Origin of the sequence: Peribacillus deserti (assembly GCF_002863585.1) — a bacterium.
Classification (GTDB): Bacteria; Bacillota; Bacilli; order Bacillales; family DSM-1321; genus Paraperibacillus; species Paraperibacillus deserti_A.
Map to the genome: position 1 here is coordinate 35071 of NZ_PGUY01000051.1, position 21296 is coordinate 56366.

18 protein-coding genes are annotated in these 21296 nt (G+C 42.2%); 8 read left to right on the plus strand and 10 right to left on the minus strand.

All coding sequences use genetic code 11. The features are described from left to right. Positions 1-9: 9 nt before the first annotated feature. The 4 genes from CUU66_RS16465 to CUU66_RS16480 form a co-directional block, all read right to left on the minus strand. The gene (locus CUU66_RS16465) at positions 10-342 is read right to left on the minus strand and encodes a PTS lactose/cellobiose transporter subunit IIA (protein WP_101644126.1); all 333 of its coding nucleotides are present in this window, start codon (positions 340-342) and stop codon (positions 10-12) included. Continuing rightward, positions 342-653, minus strand: coding sequence for a PTS sugar transporter subunit IIB (locus tag CUU66_RS16470; RefSeq protein ID WP_101644128.1), 312 nt, complete (start codon positions 651-653; stop codon positions 342-344). Before CUU66_RS16470 ends, CUU66_RS16465 begins: the two co-directional genes overlap by 1 nt. A gap of 1479 nt (positions 654-2132) precedes the next feature. Next, positions 2133-3479, minus strand: coding sequence for an MFS transporter (locus CUU66_RS16475; protein WP_101644130.1), 1347 nt, complete (start codon positions 3477-3479; stop codon positions 2133-2135). A gap of 586 nt (positions 3480-4065) precedes the next feature. After that, positions 4066-5016, minus strand: coding sequence for a TRM11 family SAM-dependent methyltransferase (locus CUU66_RS16480; protein ID WP_142383741.1), 951 nt, complete (start codon positions 5014-5016; stop codon positions 4066-4068). A 242-nt stretch (positions 5017-5258) separates the two neighbouring features. Between CUU66_RS16480 and CUU66_RS16485 the strand changes: the two genes are divergently transcribed. The 5 genes from CUU66_RS16485 to CUU66_RS16505 all read left to right on the plus strand — a co-directional run bounded on the left by CUU66_RS16485 (position 5259) and on the right by CUU66_RS16505 (position 10361). After that, complete coding sequence (locus CUU66_RS16485) at positions 5259-5684, plus strand: MarR family winged helix-turn-helix transcriptional regulator (protein WP_180955328.1); 426 nt, start codon at positions 5259-5261, stop codon at positions 5682-5684. Positions 5685-5710: 26 nt separating this feature from the next. After that, entirely contained in the window at positions 5711-6907 is a 1197-nt protein-coding gene (locus CUU66_RS16490) for an MFS transporter (RefSeq protein WP_101644137.1), read from the plus strand. A 291-nt stretch (positions 6908-7198) separates the two neighbouring features. Further along, complete coding sequence (gene dsdA, locus CUU66_RS16495; RefSeq protein ID WP_101644139.1) at positions 7199-8566, plus strand: D-serine ammonia-lyase; 1368 nt, start codon at positions 7199-7201, stop codon at positions 8564-8566. Between the two features lie 78 nt (positions 8567-8644). Next, a complete protein-coding gene (locus CUU66_RS16500) occupies positions 8645-9220 on the plus strand; it encodes a molybdenum cofactor guanylyltransferase (protein ID WP_101644141.1) in 576 nt (191 codons plus the stop codon). Between the two features lie 85 nt (positions 9221-9305). Then, the gene (locus tag CUU66_RS16505) at positions 9306-10361 is read left to right on the plus strand and encodes a P-loop NTPase (protein WP_101644143.1); all 1056 of its coding nucleotides are present in this window, start codon (positions 9306-9308) and stop codon (positions 10359-10361) included. A gap of 733 nt (positions 10362-11094) precedes the next feature. On the opposite strand, the gene CUU66_RS24965 is transcribed toward CUU66_RS16505, so the two are convergent. Genes CUU66_RS24965 through fdhF form a run of 4 tightly spaced genes read right to left on the minus strand, consistent with a single transcriptional unit; the run spans position 11095 to position 14948 of the window. Beyond that, the gene (locus CUU66_RS24965) at positions 11095-11226 is read right to left on the minus strand and encodes a hypothetical protein (protein ID WP_257968030.1); all 132 of its coding nucleotides are present in this window, start codon (positions 11224-11226) and stop codon (positions 11095-11097) included. A 13-nt stretch (positions 11227-11239) separates the two neighbouring features. Further along, on the minus strand, positions 11240-11476 hold the full coding sequence (locus CUU66_RS16510; protein ID WP_101644146.1) for a heavy-metal-associated domain-containing protein: 237 nt from the start codon (positions 11474-11476) through the stop codon (positions 11240-11242). Positions 11477-11491: 15 nt separating this feature from the next. Then, positions 11492-11992 carry a DUF1641 domain-containing protein gene (locus CUU66_RS16515; RefSeq protein WP_180955329.1) on the minus strand — a complete coding sequence of 167 codons (501 nt, stop codon included), beginning with the start codon at positions 11990-11992 and terminating at the stop codon, positions 11492-11494. Further along, the gene (fdhF, locus tag CUU66_RS16520; RefSeq protein WP_101644150.1) at positions 11967-14948 is read right to left on the minus strand and encodes a formate dehydrogenase subunit alpha; all 2982 of its coding nucleotides are present in this window, start codon (positions 14946-14948) and stop codon (positions 11967-11969) included. Before fdhF ends, CUU66_RS16515 begins: the two co-directional genes overlap by 26 nt. Before the next feature lie 262 nt (positions 14949-15210). Here fdhF and CUU66_RS16525 point away from each other — a divergent pair, with 262 nt between their 5' ends. Continuing rightward, entirely contained in the window at positions 15211-15429 is a 219-nt protein-coding gene (locus CUU66_RS16525; RefSeq protein ID WP_101644152.1) for a hypothetical protein, read from the plus strand. Between the two features lie 126 nt (positions 15430-15555). Here CUU66_RS16525 and CUU66_RS16530 read toward each other — a convergent pair whose 3' ends face one another. After that, positions 15556-17937, minus strand: coding sequence for a M14 family zinc carboxypeptidase (locus tag CUU66_RS16530; RefSeq protein WP_101644154.1), 2382 nt, complete (start codon positions 17935-17937; stop codon positions 15556-15558). Positions 17938-18241: 304 nt separating this feature from the next. After that, positions 18242-18673, minus strand: a complete 432-nt coding sequence (locus CUU66_RS16535) for a J-domain-containing protein (protein ID WP_101644156.1) — start codon at positions 18671-18673, stop codon at positions 18242-18244. 696 nt (positions 18674-19369) lie between these two features. Between CUU66_RS16535 and CUU66_RS16540 the strand changes: the two genes are divergently transcribed. Continuing rightward, complete coding sequence (locus tag CUU66_RS16540) at positions 19370-20266, plus strand: glycoside hydrolase family 3 protein (RefSeq protein WP_101644158.1); 897 nt, start codon at positions 19370-19372, stop codon at positions 20264-20266. Continuing rightward, a complete protein-coding gene (locus tag CUU66_RS16545; protein ID WP_180955330.1) occupies positions 20202-21140 on the plus strand; it encodes a glycoside hydrolase family 3 N-terminal domain-containing protein in 939 nt (312 codons plus the stop codon). Before CUU66_RS16540 ends, CUU66_RS16545 begins: the two co-directional genes overlap by 65 nt. Positions 21141-21296 lie beyond the last annotated feature (156 nt).

Below are 21296 nucleotides of genomic sequence, written 5' to 3' on the forward strand. Positions count from 1 at the left end.
CTAGCAATCTTATAAATTTTTTTGTTTAAATAGTTCAAGAAGCTCTTTTACTAGTTCTTTCATCGTCAAAGTGGACATTAAGTGATCTTCCGCATGCATGAGAAGTAAAGCAAAATCTACTTTTTCACCTGAAGCTTCTTTTTGAACCATTTTGAAATGGATCTCATGCGCCACCTTCAGGTCCTCTTCTGATTGTACTAATAACGCATCAGCTTCCTGTACATTTCCTTCACGGTACTCGCGGATTGCCTGGATAATCTTACTTCTCGCATTTCCGCTGTGAAGAATAAGCATAAAGTTGATTTGTTCGCCGGTTAATGTATCCAAGTCAATATTTTCCATCATTTATCCCCCATTAATTTTAAAGCCTGCTCATATGCCTTTTTGCCATCTGCCAAACCGTATGCCATCATATCGATTACATCCACGTTAATGCCGTATTGAGCAGCTTCTTTTTGGAATTCACCTTTCAAAAAGCTCATTTGCGGTCCGATTAATACCACATCAGCATCAGCCATTTCTTTTTTCGCTTGATCCTGTCCTACTGCCCAGATTTTTGCTTCCTCTCCAATAGATGCTGCGTGCGCTTCCATCTTTGTAACCAAAAGACTAGTTGACATTCCAGAACTGCAAGCTAATAGAATTTTTTTCATTATGATCAGGCCCCTTACAAGTTTTTAATATTTTAATATTTCGACTAAAAGCGTTTTCAAAATCCGCTTACATCCATTATTATAATCTTTTATTTTTAAATGTCTAGACATTTATATAATAAAAACCTTACAAACTTTTAGGCGCACGTTAAATTTAGCTAATTGGGTTAATAGTTTAAGATTCTTTGAAGATTATGGATTAAACTATGGTGATAAGCGTAAGGCCTAGTGCCTAGTTGCATAAATGTGATGCAGTTCCAGCATAAAGCTTGGCTGTTAAACATATTGTCATGAAGGTACATACTATTGCCTGCTGGCTGGCATGAGACTAGCTGTTAAGTCTTACGCTTGGCTGGTGGGCAAAATGTATACGGATGAGTGCTTGGCTGGATATGAATAATAACTTGCTGATCTACTAATGCCAAGCCGATAAACATAACGTTGCAGATGAGCATAGCGCGTTGCAGAGAATGGAATGTCATTCTAATGAATGCCTGGCTGATGAGCATAATGACTTGCTGATAACTTGCTGTTAAGCATATTCTTAAGTGCTTACAAGCATAACGCGTTGCTGATAATAATGTCATGCAGATGAACATAATGCCTGACTGATAAGAATAACGACTTACTAATAAGCATAATGAACTTCTGATAAGAATAACGCTTGCTGATAAGCATAATGAACTTCTGATAAGCATAACGACTTGCTGATAAGCATAAATTTTTGGCAATCAGCATAAAAGGGTAAAACTTAAGCATAAGACTTGAAAACTTGAGCATAAACCTAAGAAACATAAGCATAAATCTCTTAAAGCCAATCATAAAAAATAAAATAGCCAAATAAAAGTGAGTTAACACCCTTTATATCAACCCAAATCATAGGATTACATGCTCAAACCGGAGACAAATATCTTAAAGAGAAGATTTTGATCTAAAACATTAGTAAAATACATGAAAGTGCACCCGCCAGAGACCTCCCGCTCAAGTTTGAAATTATTTACTTTTGTAAAACAATACTTCGTATCACCTGATCTAGGCTGGGACATTAACTTTTTATTAGAACATCACAGCCCGCCTAAAATAATCCCCCACATTGAAAAGCCTAATAAACCTCTATAGGTAACTGTCTTTCCCGCCCGCTAAATTGCTTAAGGCTAGACCTCCCTCTTTAATCTTTATTTCCATTGATATTTCTATGTCCATAAAGAAGAATATAAAAATAAAGCTTCCTGCTAAGGATCCCTTTCATATCTTTCTATTAACTAACATCTGCTTTCTGCTCCATTCCCGGGCTTTCATTTCTTAGGCAGGTTGGACGTGAATAATAGATACCGATAAAAGGCTCCCGCTAATCCACCAAGGAGCATGATTTTATCTTCCTCTATCCCGCTCTCCCGACTCAAACAATCCGTGAGTAAGCGGCGATATATAAATAAAGCTCCCTGCCATCAAGCAAGGAGCCTTATCCTATCTTGCTATTTAACTGACAGTCCCTGCCGCTTTCCTGCTCATTTCCGGACTTTCATTTTTAATCAGGAATGAGGTCAACAGGGCTGCAATGCTGCCAATGAAGCCGTAAATAAATAAATGATGGATCCCTTCCATAGAGGTGGATCCGTTTGCTAGTAGAGCCCCCATAATGGTAACTCCTATAGCGGTACCCATGTTCCGGCAGAACATAAAGAAGGATGTGGAGATTCCTTTTTCATGGCCTCCCACTAACTGCTGTGAACCGATCATCCCTACTGTTGTAAGTAACCCAAAGGCGATTCCCTGAACTATCATGACCAGGAACACATAAACGAAGCCGTGGTTTTCATTTAATAACAGGAGCAATAATCCGGAAATAATCAAAAAGCTATTTCCGATAATTAATAATTTACGGTATCCGTACTTTAGAATCCATTTTCCAGCTGGAACCGAGACTGCCATCCAGCCAATAGCTGTTCCAAGGAGGGCCACTCCGGAGATGAATACTTTTAATCCTGCTATATCCTGCAGGAATAGTGGGATAAAGCTAGAAGTCCCAAATAGGGCTAGCGTGCCGATAAAAGCATTTATATTGATCCATGAAATGGTCTTATTTTTAAACATGGACAATGGAACAATCGGAGACGTCTGCTTTTTCTCGAAGAAATAAAAGATAACGATCAAGACGATTCCAAGCAGCCCATATAGGACCCTATTATCTTCAACAACCGTTACTAGAAGCAGGAAGGTAATCCCTGCTGCAAAGAGAATGGCGCCAATATAGTCCACTGAAGCTCGTTTCGGCTTGTAGCTTTCCTGATATGGCATCAGTGTTATAAAAGCAATGATACAGATAGGGAGATTGATAAAAAAGATCCATCGCCAGTTCATATATTCTACAAAAAATGCCCCAAGCATTGGAGCTAGAATAGCTGACAGCCCCCACATTCCTGTAAACAGCGCCTGAATCTTCCCTCTCTTTTCAATTGGAAAGAGGTCCCCCGCAATGATGGCCGGGAATGGCATCATAAAGCCTGCTCCAATTCCCTGAACGGCCCTGAAGATGACGAGCTGAATCATATTTGCGGACAATCCGCAAAGAAGCGAGCCTAGTAAAAATAAGATAATTCCAAATCCAAAGACCCGTTTTCTTCCAAACATGTCTGATAAACGGCCGGCAACCGGCGAAAGTATTGTCGTTGTGATCATATAAGAGGCAAACGACCAGGCATATAGGTCAAGCCTTCCTAATTCCTCAGCTATGATAGGCATGGTTGTATTCATGATCGTTGTATCGATGGATGCAACCAGCATAGCTAGGACAATACTGATCATGACAGTAGTTCTGCTTTTCATCTATTAATCTCCTTCATAAAAGATAAAATTTATAATAACAGGATTACACCGATATTTCATCCAAGACATTCTAGAGACAGGAAAGTTTTGAAAAGGCTTAAGCTAAACATAATAACGGGAACAGTTCATTTTGGTTCCTATTTTGGTTTTTTCCAGGGCGGGAATCATTTTCTAGAAACAGCCTGTCTTGTCCTGCACTAGTTTTTCTATTTCGTGTAAGACGCCCAGCCGGTATGGCGCTATACAGCTGTGCCCATCATTATGTTGGCGTTTCTATTGCATGTTTTCGATGGTGTAATGACTATGTATTTTTATAAAAGGCTGTTTTCTCAAACTTTGTTGCTATTGAACAAGAGGTTGATTTCCGCTCCAGGATGCTCGCTTTCCGCGGGGCGGGCGGTGAGCCTCCTCAGCTTCGCCTGCGGGGTCTCACCTGTCCCGCTGCTCCCGCAGGAGTCTCGCACCTTACGCTCCAATCGACCTGACTGAAGAATAGGATGACGTAACAAAACTTATTAAAAACAACAATCTTTTAGAAAAGAACCTTATAAAAGGAACTCGTTTAATAGAGCTCCTTCTATATATGCTACTCACAGACCAATATCTGTCTCGAAAATACTCCTTTTCTGGCCACACAGCGGTCCTTGATCTGAAACCCGGCTTCCTCCACCATGTCATCGATCGTATCAATAGTTACAACTACTAATTTTTTGGCAAAACGCCGCGCATGCTGAAGGATTGAAAGCTGGTCCTCTGGGGTGGCATGGGTATATAAATTGTAAGGCATATCTATGATGGCAGCATCGTAGTTTTCGGTTACTTCTGAAATCGGCCCTGTAGTAACCTCGCCTTTTAGTCCAAAGTAAGCAATATTTTCACGCGAGCCGTCAGTCACTAAGTAATTGATGTCCCGGCCCACTATGTCGATACCCATGGACAATGCTTCCACGAGAACAGTGCCAATCCCGCAGCATGGATCAATCGCTTTGATTCCCTCTGGATGCGGAACGGCAATATTGGCGGCAGCCCTCGCAACCCTTGTGCTCAGAGCCGTCGAATATTCCCGGGGCTTTTTTACATGATGCAGCCAAATCGGCTCACTTTTTTGCAGTTTCCCAAAATACCATTTTCCTTTAAGCGGCATAATGCACAGCATCTGGTCCGGGTTTTTCATGTCTGCTTCGCCGGCTATCTTCCACCCGATATCTCTTTCTATTTTCAAGCGCTCTTGGTACCCGATTTTTTCATTTGGAGCAGGCTCATAAATTTTAGCGAATTGCACCTTAAAGGTAGACTCACCCATATCTAATGTTGCAGCCTGCTCAAGGATATCTTCCACGCTGTTTCCTTCGTAAAGTACTTCAATTCGCTCTTTCATAAATGGACTTCTGTTCGGGTCGATCTTAATAGAACTTGTAAGAATGTTTGAAGCATCGTCTTTCCCAAAAAAAGAACGCATTTCCAATCGGCATAAAGAACGTTCCTCATCATTGCATACATACGTGTATATAAATGCCGGTTTTTGTTGGTTACTCAATGAAATTTCCATCCTTTAAATAAATCAATTTTATGTACGGAATATTTAGCTTAACATAGGCTTCTCGTATGCACTACTTTTTAGAAAAATATAGGCTCCTTAAAGTGCATGGATATATCAAATTTTCCCTGACCTCTGAAATATATACAACGATTGCGAAAATTAGTTTGTATACAAATTATATTTACACAAATAATTAATGAGAGTATAATCTATTAAGTTGATGAATGGAGATGAAACCTATGCTTAAGGATCATATAGGCTTTACGGCCTCTACCACCAGTAAAATGATGCGCGGATGTGTAAACCTGACACTCAAACCTTTTGGAATAACAGCTGAGCAGTGGACGGTATTAAAGCATTTGTCCTTCGTAAGCCATATAAATCAAAAGGACTTATCAAAACGCACAGACAAAGACCAAGCTACTTTAACGAAAATTCTGGATCTGCTGGAGCACCATAAACTCGCTGCACGGATGCCTAACCCGGATGACAGGCGTTCATTTTTTATCGAAATTACCGAGCAGGGAAAAAAGCTTGTCGATGAGGCAAAGCCATTAATTGAATGCTTGTATGATGACATTCTTCACGGCCTATCACAGAATCAAATCGATATGTTCATGGAGACACTTCATCACATCCAGAGCAACATCAAAAAGCTTAAATAATCATTTGCAGAAAGAAGGATTCACACTTGGAACATCAAGGAACATCAAAATTATGGACGTGGCAGTATTCAATTATTATTTTAACAACCTTCGTATTTTTCCTTAGTCTTCAAGCTTTATTAGGCGGCTTCCCCGCATTTGTCACCGGCATTACCGAAAACCCTTCAAAAGGCGGGCTTATGACCACTTCATTTATGCTTGCGGCCATCTTCACACGGCCTTTTATCGGCATTCTCATGCATAAACTGAACGTCAAGAAAACTTTGATCTTTACCATGATGTTTGTTCTGGCAACGATCGTACTCAGCTATGGCCAAGACATTTTTGCCGTGTTAATACTTGTAAGGATTGCACAAGGGGTTTCATTCGGTATCATTACCACTTTATTGGCAACACTTGCTACCAGCTTGATCCCTAATGATAAAATTGGGGAGGGAATTGGTTATTTTGGGATGGCTACAAGCCTTGGAACGACATTTGGCCCTATGGTTGCCTTAACACTTGTACATTCCTTTTCATTTAATAATCTGCTTTCTCTTACGTTCACGTTAATTTTACTTGCCATCGCTGGAAGTTCCTTTATTAAAAATAAAGAAAAAGCGCCAGAAGTTAAGCCTGTACAAAAGGGTTCTCTCCTGAATTATGCCTTTGAAAAGCGCGCGTTTTTACCATGCATCCTGGTTTGCCTGTTTTATATCACTTTTTCCGGCATTGTTAATTTCATTGACGGCCTTGGCAGCGCCAATCACTTTGGCGGCAAAGTTTCGCTATTCTTCCTTATTATTGCGGGTATGATGATCATTACACGCCCTATTTCAGGAAAAATATTTGATTCACTTGGCCATAAATTCCTAATTTATCCGGCCAGCATCTGCGGAATAATCGGCCTCATTATTTTGACTTTCACCCACAGCTTCGGCCTTTTATGTATGGCGGCCATTTTCTATGGAGTGGCTTACAGCGTCATGCAGCCAACCTTCCAGGCTTGGGCGGTAAGCCGTGTTACACCTGACAAAAAAGGTACAGCTAATGCGATGTCCCTTAGCTTTATGGATTTAGGCATGGCCATTGGGGCAGGTACACTTGGAAATGTCGTGCACCAATTTGGCTATAACGCAACATTTGGATATTCCAGCATTTTAATCATTATTCTGGGCATCATTTACCTGGCCAGCACCTTCATAGCCAGAGGAATAAACAAACCTATAAATCACAGTTTATAATAGATGAAGGCTCTCTTTTTTAGGGAGCCTTTTTTATGAAGGTCTCTACTTTTTGCGCCAATAAGGAATAAATTCCTTTACTCCTTCTGTGATTTCGCGCGCAGTGGTTAGCTTGGTTGACCCTTACCCGGTTTCCGCCGTTAAATATTTAATCCGCAGTCCCGTGCCATTATCCGTCGTAATATTCTACTCTTTCCACCACTTGCTTTTCTCGTAAAATATTTGCATCTACTAACTTATCTTTTCCCTTCTCATTTATAATAGTTTTATAAACACATAGGAGGCGTCCCCATGGAATCCCGATTGATTGCAGGAAGAACGGTAAGGGAATGGAAATCTGCCTATCCCTTAATAGAAGATTTGATGTTAATGAATGAAGTATTCTGGAACAATCCTAATTATCGTTCTTTTAAAGAAGGAATAAAGAATAAATCTATATCCGAAAAGGACGTGAGGGATGCTGAAGAAAGATTGCTGCGATTCGCTCCATATCTGGCAAAGGTTTTTCCGGAAACACAGAACGGAGTCATTGAGTCTCCTCTTGTAGAAATATCAAATTTTCATAGCAGGCTGGGTTCCACTTTTCATAAAAGCCTGGAAGGCACTCTCATGTTAAAATGCGACAATGAGCTCCCGATCTCCGGCTCTATAAAAGCAAGGGGAGGAATTTACGAGGTACTAAAACATGCTGAAGATTTAGCCCTCCAGCATGGAATGCTTGATTTTAAGGATGACTATTCTATTATTGCCGGCCACGAATTTAAGGAATTCTTCTCGCGCTATTCGATCGCCGTTGGGTCGACTGGAAATCTTGGGCTGAGCATTGGGATAATCAGTGCCCAACTAGGCTTTAAGGTGACCGTACATATGTCGGCGGATGCCAAACAGTGGAAAAAGGATCTGCTTAGGAGCAAAGGAGTCACTGTTGTTGAACATAACTCTGACTATAGCAAAGCTGTTGAAGAGGGACGGAAACAAAGTGATGCTGATCCAGCCAGCTATTTCGTGGACGATGAAAATTCTACGAACTTGTTTTTAGGATATGCGGTCGCTGCCTCCCGGTTTAAAAAGCAGCTGGATCAAAAGAAGATCAAGATCGATCAAGAGCATCCGCTTTTTGTTTATCTGCCCTGCGGTGTTGGCGGAGGCCCAGGCGGTGTAGCTTACGGGCTGAAACTGATTTTTAAAGATGCTGTTCATTGCTTTTTCGCTGAACCGACACATTCACCCTGCATGCTATTGGGACTTCTCACAGAGCTCCATGACCAAGTATCTGTCCAGGATTTTGGGATTGATAACCTGACAGCTGCGGACGGACTTGCCGTTGGGCGTCCTTCCGGTTTTGTGGGGAAAACACTTGAACAACTATTAAGCGGAGTATATACGATTGATGATTCTATGCTGTATATGCTCTTAAGCCTGTTGGCGGATTCTGAGAAAATCCGTGTGGAGCCTTCTGCTGCAGCGGGGCTTTATGGTCCTATCCAATTATGCAGCCAAGCAGGCCAGGATTATATCCTGGAAAAGGGACTCAGAGACAAAATGGATAACGCTGTTCATATTTCTTGGGCTACCGGGGGAAATATGGTGCCGGAAGAAATCATGGAAGAGTACTATACCCTTGGAAAAACGCAGCTTAAGCATTTTTTAGATGTGTAAGTCACCATAGATGAGTGGATAATATAATAAGGAACTGGGTATATAAAGAAAATACTCTGTGCGGAGGATTTGAAAATAATGACCATAGCAGGCATAGTACTGGCAGGCGGCCAGTCATCACGTTTTGGAAAGCCTAAGATGTTTGAAACGTATAAAGAGAAATGTTTTTATGAATATAGTGTGGAGGCTTTTAAGGCAAATTCCCTGTCACCCATTATCATCGCTACCAATCAAGGGCTGCTCCCCCATTTTAAACGGGACGACGAAGTAGAGTTTATCATTGAACAAAAATCTGAAAGCCACCAGGGTCCATTGTTTGCCATGCACCATGCCATGACGAAGGTTGATGCAGAATGGTACTTTATTTTGTCCTGCGATATACCCTTTGTCACTTCTGAATTTGTTAAGAAGATGATAAGCCTGGCACAAGGGAGCAGCTATGATGCCATTGTTCCCATTCAATCAGATAAAGTACACCCCCTGCTCGCTCTTTATCATCAGAGAAGCCTGCCTAAAATGAAGAAACTACTGGATCAGGATATTAGGAAAATACGCGTATTTCTAAATGAAATTAACGTACTTCAGGTTTCGTTTTCTGCAGACGCTGAGGTGTTTGTGAATATAAACAGACAGGAAGATATGCTTTATTTATAGGACTTAAAGGATCCTGGATCTTTTAAGTCTTTTTTTTATAAAACCTGACCATACTGAGGATAAAAAGATAAGAGGATGTTGAAAAATGCTGACAGTGGAACAAGTAATGCATGCTTTGCGTGATGTGCAGGACCCTGAGCTACATAAAAGCCTTGTAGAGTTAAATATGATCAGGAATATTAGAATTGATGGGCGTCATATTCAGCTAGAGGTGGTCCTTACCATCCAGGGCTGCCCGTTAAAGGCTAAAATTAAAGCAGATGTAGAACATGCTCTGCGGGAAATAGGGGCTTTAAGCGTGGATATCGTCTTTGGAGCTATGACACCTGAAGAAAGGGCTGCATTAACACAGTACTTGAAAAAGAATTCCACAACAGAAACCGGTATGCCTGCTTTACTCCGGCCGGATTCCGGAGTACGCTTTATTGCGGTAACGAGCGGAAAAGGCGGTGTTGGAAAATCCACAGTTACGATTAACCTGGCTGCCGCCCTTGCACGCATGGGGAAAAAAGTCGGCATTCTGGATGCGGATATCTATGGATTCAGCATTCCATCCATGATGCAGATCGCTGATAAGCCTACCATGATTGAAAAAACCGCAATCCCCGTTGTCAGCCATAATGTAAAAGTCATGAGCATGGGCTTTTTTGCCGACGATAACAGCCCAGTAATGTGGAGGGGACCGATGCTGAATAAATGGATCCAGAACTTCCTCGCCAACACACATTGGGGTGAATTGGACTATCTGCTGCTGGACCTCCCGCCTGGCACAGGCGATGTAGCCATCGATGTGGCAGCCATGATTCCACAGGCAAAAGAAGTGATCGTGACCACTCCCCATAATGTCGCTTCCCATGTTGCATCAAGAGCAGGCGTCATGGCAAAGCATACAAAACATGACATATTGGGCGTTATTGAAAATATGGCCTATTATGAAGAAAGTGATGGCTCCCGGAACTATCTTTTCGGAAGAGGCGGCGGCGAACGCCTAGCCGAGAGGCTGCAGACGGACGTCCTCGCAAGAGTCCCATTTGCCAGGCCTGAAGAAACAACCGGCTCTTCTGTATACGACGAAGATTCTGTGGTTGGGGAGCTGTTCCGGTCGCTTGCGGAGGATGTCCTGTATAAGGATGCTCAGTAGGTTGGAAGAGCTGGTATCACGGAAGTTGGACTTCTGTGTGTCGTCTCGACTTTTTAGTATACCTGGATTAAAAATCAGCATAAGAGAATTTAGATAAGCATATCCACAGTTACATAATCATTTTTGCCGTGGACAGAAGCATAAAGTGGAAAAACCTAAGCATAAATGGAAAAAACATAAGCATAAACCTTTAAGACACTAGTTAAAGTTAACTGCCAGCCATCAAAATCCTGTGTTTATGTGCCTCCGATACAGTTTTATGTGGCTTAACAGGCATTTTTTGTGGTTAAAAGAGAAATTTATGTGGCTGATTCGCTGTTATATGTGGCTGTGAATACCTGGCCAAGTAAAAACATACATGTAAAGGGGTGATATAGTGTCGACTATATCACCCTTTTATAATTGATAGAGCAACCTTCAGTATTTTGCATACGATAGGTAAAAAATTCTTTCGTTAATTAAAAAGTTGAGCACTCTAGGCTCATTGTTCTTACAAAAAACAAGTTATAAAACCACTTTTTTAATGGAAAGCCAGCCATACCTAGAATATAAGCGGCTCCAATCCGTTTTTATATACTTAAACAGCCTCACGTGACAATTTTATTTTTTGTGGATATTACAAGTTTTTATGCCCACTATAACTGAGTACAAATCAGGATCATCATGAATGATAAAACCTTCTCCCCAATCAAAAAGGGAATCCCTCACTCGGGATTCCCTTTTTATATACAAATTAAAGTTCAAAGTAGTTAAAGCTTCTGTCGTTCTGGCAGTTTTCACAGACGTGAAGGATTCTGGTTCTTTCTGATTCCGTTTCTTCAGTTTCTAATTCCTGCCGGCTGCCGCATAATTCACAAATCTGCATAATTCTTCCTCCCTTATTTCCCAGGTAAGTTCTGGTTATCGGTCTCTATGTCGTATCCTGAGTCCCTTATGGCCTGTTGAAAGTCCTGGATGGAAGCGGCGTTTTTATCGTAGCCGATTCGGGCTTCTCCGCTTTCTTGATTCACATCAGCCTTGAGAACGCCCCACACCCCATTTAATGATCGTACGATTTCATCCGTATCCTTTTGAGAAAGCGGTCCATGAATTTTAATCACATCTTGCTGTTCCATTTCCCTTTTCCTCCTTTAATGAAGTTCCTGTGAAGGATGCTGGGTAAATGATTCACCCATCCCATGCAGGAATTCTACCATGCTTGTCATGGCCGTTTTAATTTCTGGATCTCTCATGCTTTTTCCCAGCTTCCATAAGCCGTGCTGTTCCTGGTTCTTGATGCTTTCTCCCATTCGGTTAAGGCCCTGCGTTACACCGCCGAGCATGGACTGCAGCTGGTCCGGCTTTAATGTACCCATGAAATTGAACAGGTAGATCGCATTTTTTATGGTGTTATGCATGCCTGGCTGATTGATCTGCTGCATGGCTATGACACCTACGTCGGTACGATTTTCTAGAATGGCGTGGAGAGCATCGAGTATCCCGATTTCCTCCAGGTTCTTTATTATCGCAAGTGCAGAAAGGATTCCTTTTTTGTTATCTGCCAGGGCTGTTAAAATCTCCCCAACGGCCTGCGCTTGTTCTTCTATGGGGTTAGGGACCTGTTTATTAATTTGCCTGATTGCTTTCGCCATACGTATCCCCTCCATTTCCAAATAAGTCTTCGATTGCTTGGAAGTCTGGACGCTGCCACTTATCTTCAACACGTACACTGATCTGAGGCATTCTATTTCCGAAGCGGTGGTTGTGCTTAGGCAATGGCGGTTCGCCTGTTGCTTCCAAAATCTCCATTTTAACGTTGATTTCTTTATAAGCCGGCGTGTGTGTAACCAAGTCATGATAGCTGCTTGTTAAATAGTTGACCGCTTCATCATCCGCAAAGCTGTTCATCGGCAGGTACACTTCCTTGCCCTTTACCCTGTCGGTAACAAGCGTTCGTACTTTAACTTCGCCATATGGTGAAGTTAATTTCACTAATGTACCATCCGTGAGATTGCGCTCCTCCGCTAATTCGTGTGAAACCTCCAGCCAGATGCCAGGCACTTTGTGTGTTAGTCCTTCTGACCGGTATGTCATATTGCCTTCATGGAAGTGTTCAAGCAGACGTCCATTATTTAGATGGATATCATATTCTTCACCTGCTTCATACGGAGGCGTCCAATCAACAGCGAACAGCCGTGCTTTTCCATCAGGAAAGGCAAACTTCTCTTGATATAAAAGAGGTGAATCCGTACCATCCTTGTGTACCGGCCATACCTGGCTGTTAAAGCCCTCCAGACGGTCATAGCTGACACCCTCAAAAATGACGGCAAGACTCGCTGCCTCATCCATAATTTCACTAGGATGTGAATAGTTCCAGCCAGCGCCCATCCGGTTGGCCACTTCCTGAAAAATCTGCCAATCCGGCTTTGAATCTCCAAGCGGATCGAATACCTTATAAAATCTTTGGATCCTTCTTTCTGTATTAACAAATGTGCCGTCTTTCTCAAGAGAAGGTGCAGCTGGCAGCACGACATCAGCAAATTGCGCCGTTTTCGAGAAGAAAATATCCTGAACCACGAAAAAGTCCAGTTTTTCGAAACAGCTCTGTACATGATTGGAGTTGGCGTCTACAAGTCCCATTTCTTCTCCGAACAGATACAGTGACTTTAAGGTTCCTTTGTGAATTGCCTCAACCATGTGATGGTTGTCCATTCCAGGGTCCTTTGGAATTTCAACTCCCCATGCTTTTTCATACTTTTCCCTGATCTCTGAATTCCCGACAGGTTCATATCCAGGGAACCAGGAAGGCATGGTTCCGAAATCGCAGGCACCCTGTACATTGTTATGTCCTCTCAGCGGATAAGCACCTGTTCCAGGACGGCCATAATTTCCTGTAATCAATAATAAATTTGAAATGGCTGTACTTGCATCAGTAGCTCCGGAGTGCTGGGTTATTCCCATAGCCCAGAGAATACAGACCGAATTCGCTTCATGAATCATAGTGGCTGCTTTAATTAAGTCTTCCTTCGATAGTCCTGTCATTTCTTCAGCGTACTCTAATGTGAATTTATCAAGTGTTTTGATATAACCATCTACGTTACTTACTCGTTTGGCTAAAAACTCTTTATCATGCCAATCTTGGTCAATGATGTACTTTGTTACAGCGGATATCCAGATTAAATCTGTGCTCGGTTTTGGATGCATAAGGAAATCTGCACGCTGAGCCAGCTCATGTTCCCTGATATCAGCTACAATTAATTTTTGTCCAAACAGTTTGTGAGCCCGTTTAACACGCGTTGCTAGAACAGGATGAGATTCTGCTGGATTTGCTCCAATTACAAAAACCAAGTCAGACGTTTCGATATCCTGCATGGTGCCAGAGTCACCTCCAAGTCCTACTGTTCTTAACAGCCCTGCTGTAGCCGGTGATTGGCAGTATCTAGAGCAGTTGTCAATATTGTTTGTTCCGATAACAGCACGTGCAAATTTTTGCGCCAGGAAGTTTTCTTCATTGGAACACTTGGAAGAAGCGATCACCCCAATGGACTCAGGTCCATGCTCTTCCTTGATTTCCGTAAGCTTGCTTGCAATGAGATCTAACGCTTCATCCCAGGTTGCCTCTTCAAATGCGCCATTTTTACGGATTAAAGGCTTTGTAAGCCGCTGATCGCTGTTAACGAAGTCCCAGCCCCATTTTCCTTTCACACAAGTGGATATACCGTTGACCGGTGCTTCATGCGTCGGCTCAATTTTTAAAATTTGACGGTCCTTGGTCCAGACTTCAAAGCTGCATCCCACGCCGCAATACGTGCAGACGGTCTTTGTCCGCTCAATACGCGCTTTTCTCATAGCTGCTTCCACTTCTGATATTGCAAATATTTCTTTATAGCCTGGTTCGACTTCTTTAATCAGATCAACCATCGGCTCTAGAATTGGCGGCGGAAGCTTTGTTAGGAAGCCCGCCTCGCCAAGCATTGATTTTTCCATTAGCGCATTACACGGACATACGTTTACACAGTGTCCGCATGAAACACATGAGGATTCATCGATTGGAACGTCATTATCCCAGATGACTCTCGGTCTCTCTCTGTCCCAATCAATCGTTAAGGTTTCATTGACCTGTAAATCCTGGCAGGCCTCTACGCACCGGCCGCACAATATACACTGGTCCGGTTCATACCTATAGAATGGATGTGAATTATCCGGCGGATAAGGTTTTTCTCTAAATTCATATTTTTGATGCTCAATTTCTAGATATTCTGCGGTATTATGTACAGTACAATTTCCGTTGTTGTTATCACACACCGTACAATAGAGTTCATGATTTTCGAGGATCCGCGACATCGCTTCATACTGGGCATCCTTCACCGGCTTTGACAGTGTATCCACTGTCATACCCGGAGCTGCCTTCGTCGCACATGCACGGACCAATTCTCCCCCTGACTGTACAAAACATGTGTCACAGGTTTGAATGGTGCCAAGATTCGGGTGGTAACAAATACTTGGAATATACAGGTCATGGCTCTGGGCGACTTGTAAAATCGTTTGTCCAGGCTGAACTGTAAATTCTTTTTCATTAATACGGATGGAAAAAGAATGATCAGACATAGAATCTCCTCCTATCTTGCTAGCGATTGGCTCACAAATTTATTGCCAAACACAGCTAATTGCTGCTGATTTACCCTAGTATTCCCAAAAAAGGAATGAATAAAATAAAAAACCTTAACTGCCTTTTAAATTATTTACTATTCCTTTTGTATTAATTCCCTCTTTATTGGCAAATTTATAGGAGGAGATTACGAGCGGGCTGATTTGGATAAAATCTCCCATTAATATAATGAAACTAACAAGAAGGCAGGGAACCCCAGCTATGGAAAAAGAAATACTCTTTCAGCTAATTGAATCAATGATCATTTCCTCATCCAAAAAACCAAAATACATGAGCATTTCTACCGTCAAAGTTGCCGATCTCCTGGAAAGATCACTCTCCGAAATCGAAAAAGGACTGGGAGAACTCGTACAAGAAGGAAGACTGCGTACATCCAAACTCGAAAAACCGCCATACAACACCATATACATGCTGCCCTGACATGGGGACTGTCCCCCATTTCCCGGATTATTTCCCAGATGGGTAAAGCAGCCGAACACACGCCAGCTGAGCTTTTGTCCAGATAAAAACCCCCTCTCTGATTAGAGAAAGGGGGTTCCTTTAGTCTTATTGTTGATAGATTGCGTTTGATAATAGTCTGAATAGGTAATCGGTATGATCACGGAATCCAGGTTCCAGACCGATCAGTGTTACGTCTTTATCTTTTTCCTGAACAATGACAGGCTGGCCTTGTGCACTGCTGTTATTCTTCCAGTGGCCGGCCAGGAAGAAGTCTGCTGAATCATTGTAAGTAGCGAGCACTTTATCATTGGCGGCACCTTCACCGCTGTACCATGCCGGACGGTAAACGAAGCCGATATCATCCGCTTTGTAGCCGGCCGTTACACCTTCTCCAGTGTAATCAACTTGGACGATTCCGTTGCTGTTGGACCCGCCGAAAGAAATATCATCATCGGTGAGACCAAGTGTTTTCGTTGCACGTGATGCACCCGTACCGATTGCAATATACTTTCCTCCTTGATCTACAAAGCTATCGAGATTTGCTTGAAAGGCTGTGTATTGAGAAGCATCCTGGAAACCGAATTCCTTATTTGCAGCGCTTAAATTAGTAGAAATTAAGCTTTCAGTACCACTGTAAACAAAAACATCATAATCATTAAGGCCTTTTTGTGAAACCTCTACCGGAGTAACTTCTGTAACCTCAAAGCCAAGGCGTCTTAAAGCGAGCTTTGTTCCTGAATGTGACTGCTGTTTACCCATGCCGCCATCCTTTAGAATAGCCACTTTTAGTTTTGTAAGTGCAGCCGCATCAGCAGGTATAGACGATGTTTCTATGTTTAGACCTGACTTTTTCACTTCTGCTTCAATCGCTTTGACAGGGCCTTGGGCATAGAAGTTCCCTTGGGTGTCGCGCTTTACCGTAATCCCCTTCTGCAGAAGGCTGTTTGCAAGTTCGACTGCTTTGACTGAAGAGTTTGGAATCAGGAACGGACCATTTCCTGCTAGTGAACCAGAAGAATCCGCTTCTTTTGCTGCCTGCCCCTTTACTTCTACTTCGGTTTTTACTGGAACCGCTTCAAAGCCCCATAATTCTGGCAGGCTCCACGCTGAAATGTCATACATCGCAGGTGTGTCATTGGTGATGTCTTCCCCATCCCAAAGCATCGTATTAGCAAGACCCGCTTTTGCCTGGTTCATTTGAACAATATATGTTCCCGCTGGATACGTTTTTCCTTCAGCTGTAAATGCTTTTGAGGCCTTTATCACTTCAATATCATTCTTTAACAGATGATTCACCGCTTTTTCAGTTACGGTCGGATCTTCTTCATTCACCGGAAGTACATACGCATGCGGGAAGAAACCATCCTCGTGGAATGGATGATCAAAATTTATGCCGCGCTTAAAGACTTCAATTTGATCAGTAATCATATCCTGCTTGTGTTCTACAGAGTATTTCAAGGCTCCCATAATCGCATCATACTGCCAGCGGACGCCATCTAAATCATTCGTAGGTGCTTCCAATGTATGTCCGTAAGCGCCATGATACATAGCGTACATCGGAGTGAAAATCGGCGGATAGTCATCCCATCCAGCTGAATCATCGCGCTGTGGAATGTACGCGCCTTCCATGCTTTGATAAAGGCTGCCTTTATATTCTCCTTTATTTTTAAGGATTTCGCTTTCCATAGCACGTGCCTGGCCATTAGCCCATTTATTATACAGGTCATATTCGTAATTAGGGTTATGCGGCGGTGTACAAGGCTCGATAAGCCCCTGCTTATTTGGCGCATAATTCTTCACATACCCATGGGTATCTAAAAATACCATTGGATTCCATTCTTTTATCAAAGCTACGGTTTCCTGTGTTTCAGGCTGTGACTGTGTGATAAAATCACGGTTTAAATCGATGCCTTCCCCGTTAAAGCGAGTTGCATTGATTCTGCCGTCAGGGTTCTGCACAACATTAAAGATCAAGATGCTGCTGTCTAGTATCTTGGCAGTTTCAGTATCATTTTTAGTTGCAAAACGTTCGATAAGCTGCAATACCGCATCCGTTCCAACAAATTCAGTCCCATGAATCGATCCGTTTATCATAACAGGAACCTTGAAATCAGGATTTTGTTTAATCCAATCCTGAGCCTTTTGAGGGTTTTTAAACATTTGTTTTCTTAAAGCCTTGTTCTTACCGAATTTTCCTTGCGCCTTCGGATCAGCAATGGTTACTACATAAAGAGGGTTCCCATCTGCAGACTTCCCTTTAATTTCTACCTTAACACGATTGGATTGTTTAGCAATCTCCTGAAGCTTTGATCCAACTTTTGAAAATTTCATAAAGTCATAGTTTTCACTATTGAACTTGGAACCGTCCTGTTCTTCGTATACATTTACATTTGTCCATTTTGCTGAATCGGCATAGGAGCTTGTCCCAGGAACGGCCGTGAGCAGGCTGGCAGCTAGGATACCAGCAGTGAGTGCTTTTTTCTTCAAGTTTATTCCTCCCGATAATATGTATAAATATTAATATTTATTTATATTAATGCATACTTATCGATTGAACAATCGTGCTAATTACCTATCTGCTAAACTGCTGAATAGAACAATAGTCTAATATTTTGAAGAAGCAATCAATCGTTGATATAAGGAAGACGAGGTTTTGCGGTAAGGGTAAGTGGACTGCCCTTTTTAACATAAAAAGATATTCCCTCCTTTACCCATATCATCCTAAATTAAACATTCTTTGCATAAAAAAACACACTGCCCTTTTTAGTGAACAGTGGTGTGTGTTTTCTATCTATAATCCTTTGTCTCTTAAATAATCCTCAAGCCGGATGCCGCTCTTCTGGGCTGTACTCGGGCAGCCCAAGTTGTAATCCATAACTTTTTTATTGATCATCTTGACTGAGCGCTCAATATTATATCTGTCATCAAACATCCGCAGTTCTTGCTTTAAATGATCGATTTCCCTGCTAAGCTCTACCCATCTGGGAAGGATCCCATTATCTTTCAAAACCTTATTGAATTGCTTATCTGGGTTATATGCCATATCTGGGTCTAGGACAAGATCTTTTCCTTTTATCAAATCAAACTGTCCTTCCCGTTCGGCTCTCCTGACGATGCTTGTTATGTGATCTTCATAGTACCAATTAAATTGGCTTGTGGACTGATCACCCATTGCGATACGTTTGGCACGCTCAGAATCCATGTTTTCATTTCTGTTTTTCATCCTTTATCCCCCTTATACGAGTTAGAGTAAAAGAACCATATATACTTTGTATAGTCATTTATTTTTCTTTAAAGTGCTATATAAAAATGAAGTAAATAAAAGAAACAGCGGGGAGTCCGCTGCTTATTATCATAATTTATTCATTTTTCAGTTATATGGAAGATGTTTTCTCATTCTTTTTATATCCGCCTTGATAAGTGAAATAATTATTGAATACCTTATCCCATTTATCTTTTTCTTTCTTGTTCGTATACAGAAGTCCACCCAGTTTTATTGAAGTTAATTTTAATTTCAAGGGGATCAACTCTCTTCGCTTTTTATAGCATTATTACCCAATTTATTGAAGAAGTTACCCTCTTACAAAATATTTTTATATTTCTAAGCTTCCGCCAGTTCTTTCTCAAACAGCATAGACATTCCAATTGTTCATGCCTCGTTATTAAACAAAGGGGCGATCAAATAGATATTCTGTATGATACGAGTATCAGTCCACTTAGTCCCCTACAGCTATTTCTTTAAGACTATAAATATTTTGAGGGAATATGCCGTAAGAACCAATTTTAACCAGTGCTCATGTTATGCTTTGACGCAGTCTCTAAGGGGATGCTAATCTGACGGTGAAAGCGAATACATAAAAAGTAAAGGAGGATAAGTCCATCCCATTTCACCTGACAGAGAAATTAAAAGGAGGAAGTTATGAAAAAATTACAAGCTGTTGTAAGTTCTATCGTGTTAGCATCCACACTCCTGCTCCCTGCTGCCGCCAACGCCCATTCTTCTAAAGATGACCACCAGCGATACAACAACTCAGATAAAATGAAAAACATCGTTTTAAACAAAATGATCTCTAAACTGTCTGATGAAGAAAAAATTGGACAGCTTGTCATGCCATCTACCCATGATAATTCAAATGCCATGCCAAATGAACAAACACGCGAACTGATCCAAAAGTACAAGGCTGGATCTGTTATCGTATATGGCGAGAGAGATGCCAAGAAGACGGCCGCATACAATAACCAGCTGCAAAAATGGGCAGCCGCTGCCAAACCGAACCTTCCCTTATTCGTGTCTGCCGACCTTGAGTACGGTACAGCCCAGCATGTGACCGACGGCACGATTTTTCCAAGGCAGATGGGTATCGGTGCCACCAGAGACCTGAAAGCCGCCGAACAGGTTGCAAAGATTACGGCAATAGAATCCAGAGCAACCGGTTTTAACTGGAATTACTCGCCTTTGGCAGATGTGAACACCAATCCAGCAAACCCTGTCATCGGCGTCCGCTCCTTCGGGGAAAATACCGATCTGGTCACCCAAATGACCGTGGCGCAAATTAAGGGATATCAAAAGAATGGAGTCATTGCTACGGCCAAGCACTTCCCGGGTCATGGAGATACAAGCGTTGATTCCCACCTCGGGCTTGCCGCTGTTACCTATGACCGCAAGACTCTTGAGGATGTTCACCTTCCTCCATTTAAAGCAGCCATCGCTGCCGGGGTAGATTCCATTATGACAGCCCATGTTATTATCAATGCTATTGATCCTGAGCTTCCTGCAACTTTATCAAAAAAAGGTCCTTACTGGACTCCTTCGTGAAGAAATGGGCTTTAAAGGATTAATCGTTACAGACGCGATGAGCATGCATGCCATTTCTGAGAAATGGGGAGCAGGCCATGCAGCTGTTATGGCTGTAAATGCCGGAGCAGATATCGTCATGGCAACGGGCACCTTACCCGAACAGCTTGATACATTCAATGCCTTAACTCAGGCTCTTAAGTCTGGAGAACTCTCTGAAAAACGAGTGGACGAGTCACTAAAGCGTATACTGGACGCGAAGCTTTTTAAATATAAGCTGTACAAAGATCGCTATACCAATCCTGATAAAGCAGCAAAAATCGTTAATACCGCTGCTTACAAACAGACTGCTACTGAAGTGGCAAGAAAATCTATTACTCTCCTAAAAAACAACAATGTGCTGCCATTTAATGCAGAAGACAATAAAACGACTCTTGTGGTGGGTCCGAAAATTTACGGTTCCTCTTCATATATTGAAGACATCGCCAAAGCTGCTGACTATAACTCTGCTGGTTCTGTAACTAGCTTCGTAACAGCAACAGATTCCACAGATGCTGAAATAAACCAGGCACTTCAGCTTGCAGCTGGAGCAGATCGAATCATTGTTCCTACCTTTTCAGCAAGCGGACTGCCAGCTGGACAGGCAAAACTGGTCAAAGCCTTACAGCAGAGTGGAAAACCTGTAGTCGCAGTCTCCCTGGGGCTGCCTTACGATATTCAGAGCTATCCTGAAGCTGGCGCTTACATTGCCTCCTACGCCGTTGAAAGATGGGGTTCACCTGTACCAACTTCCTGGAATGCCGCTGTTGAAGTCATCTTTGGCAAGCAGCCTGGCGGAAAACTGCCGGTTACGATAGATGGACTTTATCCATATGGAGTTGGACTGACATATTAGGAAAATATATAACTTTAAAACCATAGCTCTTTAAACGGGAGCTATGGTTTTTTATTTTTGCTCTTTTCTTAAAAAAAGTTGTTTTTTAATGAGTTCTGTGAGGCAATCCCATTGTTAAATCAGGTTAATTGGAGCGTAAGGTGCGTGACTCCTCGG

Bases quoted from the DNA above. Each gene is read 5' to 3' on its own strand.
- CUU66_RS16515 (WP_180955329.1), bottom strand. From the start codon at position 11,992: ATGGCGAAAGCAATCAGGCAAATTAATAAACAGGTCCCTAACCCCATA.
- fdhF (WP_101644150.1), bottom strand. From the start codon at position 14,948: ATGTCTGATCATTCTTTTTCCATCCGTATTAATGAAAAAGAATTTACA.
- CUU66_RS16525 (WP_101644152.1), top strand. From the start codon at position 15,211: ATGGAAAAAGAAATACTCTTTCAGCTAATTGAATCAATGATCATTTCC.
- CUU66_RS16475 (WP_101644130.1), bottom strand. From the start codon at position 3,479: ATGAAAAGCAGAACTACTGTCATGATCAGTATTGTCCTAGCTATGCTG.
- CUU66_RS16485 (WP_180955328.1), top strand. From the start codon at position 5,259: ATGCTTAAGGATCATATAGGCTTTACGGCCTCTACCACCAGTAAAATG.
- dsdA (WP_101644139.1), top strand. From the start codon at position 7,199: ATGGAATCCCGATTGATTGCAGGAAGAACGGTAAGGGAATGGAAATCT.
- CUU66_RS24965 (WP_257968030.1), bottom strand. From the start codon at position 11,226: ATGCAGATTTGTGAATTATGCGGCAGCCGGCAGGAATTAGAAACTGAA.
- CUU66_RS16510 (WP_101644146.1), bottom strand. From the start codon at position 11,476: ATGGAACAGCAAGATGTGATTAAAATTCATGGACCGCTTTCTCAAAAG.
- CUU66_RS16540 (WP_101644158.1), top strand. From the start codon at position 19,370: ATGAAAAAATTACAAGCTGTTGTAAGTTCTATCGTGTTAGCATCCACA.
- CUU66_RS16535 (WP_101644156.1), bottom strand. From the start codon at position 18,673: ATGAAAAACAGAAATGAAAACATGGATTCTGAGCGTGCCAAACGTATC.
- CUU66_RS16470 (WP_101644128.1), bottom strand. From the start codon at position 653: ATGAAAAAAATTCTATTAGCTTGCAGTTCTGGAATGTCAACTAGTCTT.
- CUU66_RS16545 (WP_180955330.1), top strand. From the start codon at position 20,202: ATGCTATTGATCCTGAGCTTCCTGCAACTTTATCAAAAAAAGGTCCTT.
- CUU66_RS16465 (WP_101644126.1), bottom strand. From the start codon at position 342: ATGGAAAATATTGACTTGGATACATTAACCGGCGAACAAATCAACTTT.
- CUU66_RS16505 (WP_101644143.1), top strand. From the start codon at position 9,306: ATGCTGACAGTGGAACAAGTAATGCATGCTTTGCGTGATGTGCAGGAC.
- CUU66_RS16500 (WP_101644141.1), top strand. From the start codon at position 8,645: ATGACCATAGCAGGCATAGTACTGGCAGGCGGCCAGTCATCACGTTTT.